Origin of the sequence: Halomonas sp. 111 (assembly GCF_052379685.1) — a bacterium.
In the GTDB taxonomy this organism is placed as follows: Bacteria; Pseudomonadota; Gammaproteobacteria; order Pseudomonadales; family Halomonadaceae; genus Vreelandella; species Vreelandella citrativorans.
In genome coordinates this window covers 108087-117345 of record NZ_JBQSYV010000007.1, presented here as the reverse complement: position 1 = coordinate 117345, position 9259 = coordinate 108087, and the positions used below count along the sequence as shown (strand labels likewise).

The 9259-nt window shown below is 59.6% G+C and carries 11 protein-coding genes; all 11 read right to left on the bottom strand.

What is annotated here, in order from left to right; genetic code table 11:
* Positions 1-2 precede the first annotated feature (2 nt).
* Complete coding sequence (locus ACT3T7_RS07350) at positions 3-398, bottom strand: hypothetical protein (RefSeq protein WP_444630528.1); 396 nt, start codon at positions 396-398, stop codon at positions 3-5.
* Between the two features lie 62 nt (positions 399-460).
* A complete protein-coding gene (locus ACT3T7_RS07345; protein ID WP_444630527.1) occupies positions 461-1363 on the bottom strand; it encodes a Mu-like prophage major head subunit gpT family protein in 903 nt (300 codons plus the stop codon).
* Between the two features lie 37 nt (positions 1364-1400).
* Positions 1401-1838, bottom strand: a complete 438-nt coding sequence (locus tag ACT3T7_RS07340) for a hypothetical protein (protein WP_444630526.1) — start codon at positions 1836-1838, stop codon at positions 1401-1403.
* 37 nt (positions 1839-1875) lie between these two features.
* Positions 1876-3003: a phage protease gene (locus ACT3T7_RS07335; protein WP_444630525.1), complete on the bottom strand. Its 1128-nt coding sequence runs from the start codon at positions 3001-3003 to the stop codon at positions 1876-1878.
* Positions 3004-3233: 230 nt separating this feature from the next.
* Entirely contained in the window at positions 3234-3674 is a 441-nt protein-coding gene (locus tag ACT3T7_RS07330) for a phage virion morphogenesis protein (protein WP_444630524.1), read from the bottom strand.
* A gap of 126 nt (positions 3675-3800) precedes the next feature.
* Complete coding sequence (locus ACT3T7_RS07325) at positions 3801-4967, bottom strand: phage head morphogenesis protein (RefSeq protein ID WP_444630523.1); 1167 nt, start codon at positions 4965-4967, stop codon at positions 3801-3803.
* Positions 4957-6564 carry a DUF935 domain-containing protein gene (locus ACT3T7_RS07320; protein WP_444630522.1) on the bottom strand — a complete coding sequence of 536 codons (1608 nt, stop codon included), beginning with the start codon at positions 6562-6564 and terminating at the stop codon, positions 4957-4959. Before ACT3T7_RS07320 ends, ACT3T7_RS07325 begins: the two co-directional genes overlap by 11 nt.
* Positions 6558-8054 (bottom strand): terminase large subunit domain-containing protein, encoded by a 1497-nt coding sequence (locus ACT3T7_RS07315; RefSeq protein WP_444630521.1) that lies wholly within the window; start codon positions 8052-8054, stop codon positions 6558-6560. The genes ACT3T7_RS07320 and ACT3T7_RS07315 overlap by 7 nt, the downstream gene beginning before the upstream one ends.
* Positions 8051-8602 (bottom strand): DUF3486 family protein, encoded by a 552-nt coding sequence (locus ACT3T7_RS07310; protein WP_444630520.1) that lies wholly within the window; start codon positions 8600-8602, stop codon positions 8051-8053. The genes ACT3T7_RS07315 and ACT3T7_RS07310 overlap by 4 nt, the downstream gene beginning before the upstream one ends.
* A 1-nt stretch (position 8603) precedes the next feature.
* Positions 8604-8903: a VpaChn25_0724 family phage protein gene (locus tag ACT3T7_RS07305; protein WP_444630519.1), complete on the bottom strand. Its 300-nt coding sequence runs from the start codon at positions 8901-8903 to the stop codon at positions 8604-8606.
* Between the two features lie 2 nt (positions 8904-8905).
* Positions 8906-9250, bottom strand: coding sequence for a DUF2730 family protein (locus ACT3T7_RS07300; RefSeq protein WP_087110208.1), 345 nt, complete (start codon positions 9248-9250; stop codon positions 8906-8908).
* Positions 9251-9259: the final 9 nt, after the last annotated feature.

Sequence of the window (9259 nt, the reverse complement as noted above, 5' to 3'; positions counted from 1 at the left end):
GCTCAGGACTCCTGCTCGCTGGTCGCTTCATCCAGCGGGAAGGTGCAGTCTTCAACTTCTAATGCTGGGTCTTCGCGCAGTTGCGTCAGCTGCTCTTCGCTGAGCAGTTCCAGGGCAATACCCATGCCCGAGCGGTTGAAGCGGTAGCCAGCACGGCGGCGGCTTTTAATTCGGCGCTTGGTGCGCACGAAAACGCCAGGCATTTCCTCCATCGGTGGCAGCGCGCTGCCGGTGCCATCGCCCGTGATCACATCGCCTGGAATCTCGGTAGGTGTGCTATCTGTCGATATCTGCTCAGCGTCCGGTGTTACGGCATCGTTGGGCGTGGGAGTTTCCGTCACCTTCTCAGGTGTCGGCTCAGTCGCCTTGGCGGTCGTGGTTTGTTTACGTGCTGCCATGATGTTCTCCGTTGCGCAGTGCCCGCCGGGGCAGGCACTGCGAATGGCGGGTTAACGTGCCGTTAAGCGCTGGCTAACCAGGGGTTAAGCACAAGCTGGGAGGTGTTCGCCCACTGGTTGGTGGCACCAGCGGCGTTCATGGCGTTGTTCAGCACGGCGCGTGCCTCGCCTTCCATACTGTTGGGCACCATGGTGTGGCTGTGGCGCAGGGCCAGCGGTCGGCCGTAGTCGCCCTTCATGGCTTGCAGCGCCTTGCGTGCGGCTTCGTAGTTCTCGGCGTTGAACGGCTGGCGTGAACGCACCGCCAGTTGCCATAGGCCTGCACCGGCATTCACTCGCGCATCAGTGCCGAACAAGAACTGGTCGGTCATGAACACTTTCGAGTCGCTGAGATCGGTCAGTGCGCGGAAGTTGTAATCGCGGCGGCGCTGGAACACGACCGGCTTGATCACGCGGGTCAGGTCCATCACGTACCAGGCGTCACCGTTGCCGCCCATGTCGTTGGAAACCGAGGTTTCCACGCCCATGGCATTCAGCACGGGGTGGTCAGCATCGAACAGCGGCTGGCCGTCGTAGCACTCCGGGTTCGCGGCCAGCACCTCGACGGCGAGTTCGTTGGGGTGCTCTCGGCTGGAACGGCCAAACTCTTCAAACACCGGGCCGTAAAGGCCGTAGGTGTCATCTTCGATAACGTCGCGTGAAACGCCTTCGGTCAGCTCCCACTTGCGGTTCTTGATCGAGAAGGCCGCGCCTTCCAGCGAGTGAATGACCCGGTCGCCCAGCCATTCGCGCATGCGCGGTAGTGACTTGAGGAACGGGTAGACCTCAACGGCCGTGGTGCTGGGCACGATGGTGCAGAACTGCTCATAGAGCGCGCCCTGTTCTCCCATCGAGCTAAAGCCCTGCTGGAAGTTGGTGTTGTAGGCCTTGAACAGCGCCTGCAAATTGGCGGAAGTGAGATTCATGGTGGTTCTGTCCTTTATCTATTGGACGCCGGAGCTATTAGGCGCTAGCTACCGGGCCGTTGGTCGGGTCGATGCGTACCCACACACCAAAGTCATCAACGCCGTCGATAACGCCAGCCACGGAGCGAGCGCCTACGCCGTCGGTCTTCGCCACTGTCTGGTCATCGACCAGGTAGCAGTAAAAGCCCAGGTCGGCGTCACTGATGGCGTCGTCGCCGGTGGCGCTGGCAAAGGCGAAGCAGCCGCGCTTTACCTCTACGTGCTGGTCGCCGTTATCACCGGTGGTGTTGTCCTGGTAGTGCGTGGCCACACCCACAGCCATCAAGCCGTTCGCGGTAGAACCAGCCGAGACGAAGCCAGTAACGGCCATGGTGACGATGCCGCCAGCGAACACCACCGCACCGGCTTCGAGCGGGTGGCTACGGCTGACGTTCTCGCGGTACGGCGTGTTGCGGTTTTGAGTTAACGCAGTCACGTTGTTGTCCTCTTGAAAGGGAAGATTCGCGAGCGGCTTACGCGCTAGCGGCTGGGTTGGCTTTGCGGTATTGCTCCGGCGTTAAGCCCATGCCCTTACACACAGCAAGCTCCGCTTCCGTTAGCTCACCGTCTTTCGCTGTGGTGCCTTCCGGTGGTTTGCCGCCTGTCTGGGTGGCCTTTAGCGCGGCGATACTGGGGGCTTCAGCCAGATGAGCTTTACAGGCAGCCAGGCCACTTTTACGCAACCAATCCGCCGTTTTCTGGCCGGGAATGCGACCATCGCCCAAGCCTTCCTTGATCAAGGCGTCTAGCTCGGCGTTCTGGCTGCCTGCTTTCAGCGCGGCGAGCTGCTGGGTGGTTTCCTGATACACGGCTACCGGCACGTACTGGCTCATGTCTGGCGCAGCGGTGGCGCTGGAGGCTTTCAAGGCCGCCACGACTTCCGCTGGTTTCGCGTCGTCTTTGGCACCTAGTTCAGTGCGGAACGCGTCGGCATCTGCCTTGGCGGCTTTTAGCGCAGCGATCTCGGTGTTGATCTGTTCGTCGGTGGCATCGGTAGCCAGCCCAAGCTTGGCAATCAGTTTTTCGCGGTCCACGGTGTTCTCCTTTTGGGGTGTCGCTTCAGAGGCACCGCGCCCGGCTCGGGCAGCGGCGAGTTCAGTGATGGCGGTGTCGATCGCCGGGGTGTTGGTCAGTGCAACGTGCAGCAGGTCCAGCACGGCGCCGGTGTCGGCGTTGTAGGGAAAGACGGGCGAAAGGTAGCGGTAGGCATCGGCCTCAATGGCCGCGCTGGCAGCGGCGGTCCATGCAATTGCGCCGTAAAGGCCATCTGTGCGCCATTCAAGCGAGCGCGGATCAATCCAGCCTGCCGCAGGGGCAGGCAGGCCGTTACGCTCAGCCAGCAATGTTTGGTGTTCGTAGTCGATGGGGATGTCAGTCGAGCGAGCGGCGGCTTGCTGGATGATGGCGCGGGCACCCGGTTCATCCAGGTGCCACGGCCCGCTGCCGCTCATCGCCCCGCGTGGGGCGTTGAACTCGCCTGCTGGAATCAGGCGGGTCTTGCCGTTGTCTTGCGTGACACGCAGCGCCAACGCCGCGATGGGGGCGGTGTGGCTGGCCGCGCAAACGGCGATGGGGTGAGGTGCTGCGGTTCGTGTTTTCATGCCCCCAGTATCGAGGGGATCGCGGGGGCATTGGATTTAAAGCGCTTTAGGAATTTTGGGGGCTTTTGGGCGAGGGGTTGCGTGCAATCGCAATGTGGGGCACGGGCATGATATGAAACCCCGTTTAAACCGTGTTTAAAAACGCCGTCACGTGGTGAACTATTTTCGCGGCGGTGTTTGCCTGCATTTACATCACAACGCCTTACAGGGGCTTGTAGGGCGTTGCATGTTTACGGTGAAAGATGATCAGCCAGTATACCTAGCACCTCGTCTCCATCGTCATCATTCATGCCGATATATTCGCGACCTGGTATGTCGCCCCATAAGTGCGGGAACTCAGCTTTGGTACCGCCGTAGTTCTGCATAGCGGCATAGACCATTAGGCTGCCCCATTCGACGCTGTCTGACGCTGCGCTATAGCTGAACTGCTTGGCCAGTTCTTTGCTTTCGCCTTCCAGTACGCGGCCATGACCTTTGCGCGCCTTGGTGACTGGCGAGTTATCTTTCCATGGCGTGCCATCTGGGGCTTCTTTATCGCGGAAGCGTTGCTGGGTGCGGTTGACCATCTCTTCACCAATGCTCTTCATCGGCGCTGTCAGGTCGTTGCCTTTGTTGATCAGGTCTTGAATGGCGCGCTCTACCTCGCCGCTATTGACGTTGATGGTGCCCATGGTTCTCTCCTATACTGACCTCAAGCGCAAGAGGCCAATATTCGTCTGGTGTACCCTGCGAAAGCAGATGAGGTATCTGGGGATGGCGAACCAGCCTTGCGCTTATTTCTATTATCGAGCCCTGCCTTAACGTAGCCGCTTCATCTTGGCCCTTACGTTCCGCTCTGCCGCTTCATCTGTGACCACAAACAGTGTCAGGAAGTAGTTCTTCTTGCCATCGGCTGTGCGCTTCAACGCTGCTCTATACAGTTTATCCCCTAGGCTCAAGTACACCATTCGCCCTGGTTCGCCTTCGCGTTGGTACACCTCGCCGCTATCCAGTATCTCCTGTATACGTCGGTAATCCGCTAGTCCCACTTCGGGGTGGCTGACCTTGTGCGCGGTCAGGCTCTCTTGTGAGAGCAGCACCACGGGCGACTCTGCCCCTAACACTTGGCGCTCTACTGGCGGCACTATAGCCACCGGATATTCACCACGTACTTCGCCGTTCCAAAAACGATTAAATAGCGGGGCTTCTACCAGATCGGTCACGTGTTGCCGGGCAATCGTTGCATCGACACTGTCCAGCCTGTTTAGGCGTGCAGCAACCGCACGCTCGGTGGCGGTTTGGCCTGGTGCGTAATCCCAGCCGGGTTGTATGCCATTGGGCACAGTCACCACTTCGCCAGTGGTGTTATCGACGTGTTCGTACGTGCCGTCATCGGGGGCTGTGTCTGGGCCATCTTTGCCCAGGCGCTTTAAGCCACGCTCGTTTAACGTCTCCACACCACAGTTGCAGCCGAACCCGTTGGGCGCGAAATGGGTTTGCCACCACGGGTGATCAGCCCTTAGCACCAGGTTGTGCCAGCGCTTGTGCTGCTGGCGTGGGTTCTCGATGGTGTTGTGGATGTAACGCCAGTAGGGGCGCAGGCGCACCACGTCCGGGTCGGTCATCTGCGCCCATCGGCCAGCGGCGTAGGACGTATCAAGGTTGGTCTTGTAGATAAGCCGGGTACGCCATGCGCGGCCCGCTTTGGTGTCTTCACCGGTCCAGCCGGTCCAACCCCGCTTGGCAACGATCTCATTAAACTGGCTACGAAACTCACCAAGGCTCTGGCCGTTGTTGATCGCGCCGTCCACCGCGCCGCGAAGGTCTGCGAGCAAGTCGGCCTTGGTGGCACCGGCCACCACAAAGGCGGCATCGTTCTGGTCGCGGGTGATCTGCCCTGAGCGGGTGGTGGGCAGGTTCAGCTTGTTACGGAAGAACTCGGTTTGCTCTGCGAACGGGCGGTTGAACTCGGCGCTAATCGGCATTGCCGGTTTCCTCATCGACCGTGGTACGGCCTGCCAGATCGGCGGCTTCAAATGCGGTGGCCATCACGCTGGCAAGCTCGGATTCGTCCAGGTCATCAAAGGCGGTGGCGATCATCTCTTGCAGCTGCTCCAGGCTTTCCGCCTGCTCGGCTAACTGCTGCACCTGGTTAACCCAACCGTTGATAACTGGCTGCGCCTGGTCGTCGAGTTGATCCAGCGTGGCATCGCGGTAGTAGCTTGGCTGGCCGGGCTGTGTGGGCGCCTGGCGTAGTGCGGCCAGCGGTGGTTTAGACGCTGGCAGGCGTAAGGCTCCAAACGGGTTTGGCGCTGCCTTTGGCATTAAAACGTCTTCGCCTTTAGCAGCTTTTGGAATGCCCGATTTTTCATGGAACCACCACATGGGGACTTTCACGCCCATGTCCACAATGGTGGGCAGGCTCTTGGAGAGGCGTTCGAGGTCTTCGGTTTCGCCGGTATCCAGATAGAACCGTGGGGCTCGGCTGGGTTTGTCGATGCCGAAATTGAGCGCGGCCATTGGCCACAGGATTTGTTTACCAATGCTGCCCGCGTACTGGCGCACGTCGGAGCGAATCAGGCTGGTTTGCCCGCGCTCATGCACATTGCCAAGCGCGTTGGTATTCGTGCCTTCGCCGGTGCCGCTTGTTAGGGTGCCGCCCAGAATCGCTTTAGCCTTGGCGCGTTCGCACCAGTCCATCATTAACTTGTAGATGTCCGATGATGACCCTTTGCCCGCCGCCTCCATGAACTCGATAGACATCCCTTCGGGAATAATACCCGCCGCGTTCTGGCCCAGCGTGACGACGGCGCGCAGTAGGGTGGCTTTCTCTTTTTCGGTGGCGTTCTTGGGGTATTTACCGATGCGCGCAGGCATCCCGTAAATTTCCAGCAGTTGGGCGAGATCACCCAAGGCGTAGTTTTGGAACAGGTAGGGCCACGCCAGCATACGGTGCAGGCCCATGCGCGCCACATAGCCACTTTTAGCGCGGTGGCGGTGTTGCACCCAGCCGAGTGGCCACAGCTCGGCACCGGTGGCGCTGTTGTCGCGCAGGGTGATGCAGTTCTGGTCATCCGGGTGGAGCCTGAACCAGCTGTGCGGGCGTAGGGTGGGCTGTTCGATATAGCGCAGGGCGCCGTCGCGGTTCCACGTTAGCTCAAGGTTAGCCCAGCCGTGGCCGATGCCGGTACCCAAGTCCAGTATCAGGTCTTCTACATCAATGCCGCTGAACACCTCCGCCGCGTGTTCTGCGGCTTTCTTCTCGCGGGCATCGGCACCGTCGGGCGGTACGATCTGCCACTCCAGCTCGGCGGCTAGCTGGCGACGCTTGCCGAGATCCGCGCCGATCTGGGCGTCCTTCTCTTCCATATCGTCGAAGAGTTCAGACTGCGCTTTCAGGTCGCCTTGCTCTGCGGCTTCCAGAATCTGGTAGAGCTTTGCAGGCGTTAGCCCTTTGGTTGGGTGCTCGGCAAACTCGCGCTTTAACTGGCCAATGCGAGCGTCCTGAGTCTGTTCTTCTTCTAGCGCCTGGCTGCTGTCTCTGCCGAATAACCGCTTGATGAGTGCTTTGGGGCTTACCATGCGCCGCCTCCTATGCCGAATCCGGCGTGTTCAATGTCGTCGCTGTCGTCGTCCTGGCGGTTGCCAGGCAGGGGCGCGGGGGTGAAGTCGATCTCGATGGCTTCAAGCTCGGCGGCATGGTCAGCCAGTACGCAGGCCATGGCACCGTCACCGTGGCGTTCGCCACTGGTCTTGCCTTCGGGTAGGCGGGCGACGCCGCGTACCAGGATAAAAGCGCGGTGGTCGTCCACTAGCCCATCGTCTTTGGGAATTGTGATCGTGCCATCTTCGAAGCGGGCCTTATAGCGAGGCATGCGCTCGCGGTACCAGTTCTCGGTGGCCATGACCTGGTCAACGATAGAGCCCCACTTATCAGTGGCCGATTCACCCATATAAGCGCCGTTACCTCGGCTATCGATAGCCACACCGCACAGGCGCGGCAAGGCATCGCCGATGGCGAACAAAACTTGCTCTTGCTGTTTGAATGGCACGTTGTGCATTTCCATCAGGAAAGGCACGGTGCGGTGGAGCGTCTCGCCGATCTCCATCGGGGCAATGACCGAAAGGTCGCCGCTACGGGCAAAGTCTTGCCCCATTGCGTGCTGTCGGCGCGGGTTCAGCGTGGCCAGCACAGGCTTGAGGTTGTCGGTGATCCAGTCGGCCATCTCGGCGGCGCGCAGTGGCTCCGGCATGGCGTTAAATTCCCGTGTGCCGTTGAAGCGCAACACGGGGGCCGTTGCCATGCAGGCTTCGATCATCGCACGGGTGAGGTAGGTGCCACCGCCTTGGGCGGGAATGCAGAAGAGTTCTTCGTCTTCGTTGGGCTTGTAGCGGTTGATGAGCTGCTGCCGCCAATGGGCTTCGCCTTCACGTGACCAGGGTTGGCCGGTAACGCGGCAAATGCGCTTGTAGAAACCATCGGCCAGGGCGTCGTCCAGGTCAACACGGTGCAGGCTGTAGTCGTACTTGCCAGCACGGATATCGTTAACTAGCTCATTGAACGGATTTTCTTCTCCGTTGTGAGTACTGATGATACGGATCTGGCCGCCCCAGATCGTCATGGCCATGGCGGCTTTAAGCAGCTCTTTGATGTTATCAACGAACGCCGCTTCATCGATCACCAGCCGCTCGCCGGGCCTCCCCTTACTGCGCAGGTTACGGGGGTTGGAAGTGAACGCCTGAATCTGGTGGCCGCTATCGAACTTGATGGTATAGCTCAGTATCTGCTTATCATCTTCTTCGATCACTGACTCTTCGATCTGGCTGGCCGCTGCTTGATACGCCTTGGCCCAACCGGCGCAGTCCTGAATAAAGCCTTGGGTCATCTCCTTGTTGTAGGAGATGTAATAGACGTTGGCACCGGCGCTAGATGCGGCGTAGAGCACATCGTCTGCTGCCTCGCCGTAAGAGAGGCCGATTCGGCGCGACTTCTCGATCACCTTCACGGCAGAGGTATCGTTCACCCAGCGTTGCTGGTAAGGAAGCAGCACGCTTTCGGTGGCGGCGCTCACGACATACCCTCCAGAATTGCCGCGCGCAATGCGGCAACGCCGTCATTGGATAGCCCTTGAGCGCGCCCGGCAGTTTCGGCCTTCGCAGCGGCTTCCTTGGCAAACTCGGCGCGTAGCTCTTTGGCGTGTTTCTTCTGGCTGAGCGACAAGCGGCCCAGACTATCCAGCGCCTTGGAGACCTTGCCCAGGTGATGCGCGGCGGCATCCGGCTCAATCTCCATCTTGCGAAACTCAAGCGAGATGCGCAGCAGATGCTCTTGCACCAAGCGTGCCGTAGCGTCGATCAAGTGGCCTTCGTCGTCTTCCACCGCATCCGACATGGCTTTGGCCATTTCGGTAGTACGGCGCACGCTGCCCATGGCTTCTTCAAACTCTTCTTGCAAGTCCTGGCCATAGCGCTGCACGGAACTACGCGAGACTTCAAAGCCACGGTCTGTCAGCCAATTAGCCAGCCCTGCATAGCCTTGAAAGCCTGTTGATACCAGCTTCTCGTTTAGCTCTTCGCGTACCTCTGCAGGCAAGTCAAAGACCTTGGATCGCTTAGCCATATCAGGCTCCCGGACGTGGTTTGGCAACGCCGGGTACGTTGGCGAGGCCTTCAGCGCAATCAGCGCCACGGCTCGTTAGCGTAATCACCCAACCGGCGCGGGGCTGCTGGGTAATCACCAGCCCTTGTTCATCCAGCCACGCCAAGTCACCGTGCAGCCTGTCGCGGCTGATGTGGTGGGCGTAAGCGCCTTTTAACTCATCGTTAAGCGAGTATTCATTAGTGGTGAACTGGCTACGCCGCGAGAGAATGCGCAGGATGCCAAGGCGTCGGCCTTCGGTTTCAAAGTCCTGGAAGCTCATACTTATACCTTCCCCCCTGAACGGTTCAGCAGATAATCATTCATGCGCCCCACCTGTTGCGCCGTGGCTTTTTGGCTGGCGCTGATCTCGGCCAGCAGCACGTTGGTTTGCGACATTTGTTCTTGAAGCTTGGTGAGGTCGCCGTGGTCGGGTAGGCGCTCAACGGTGTGCTCCAGTTTCACCACCTGTTTCTCCACGTTATCGATACGCTTGTTGGTTGATCGGATGGCGGTTTGGCTGGCGCGGTGCTTGTTGAGCCAATAAATGTACGCGGCCATCACGCCCATAAAGGCGGCTTGCAGCACATCAAATAGCACCTTGGCGGCGGCCCAGTTGATTGGTTCCACGGTGTTCCC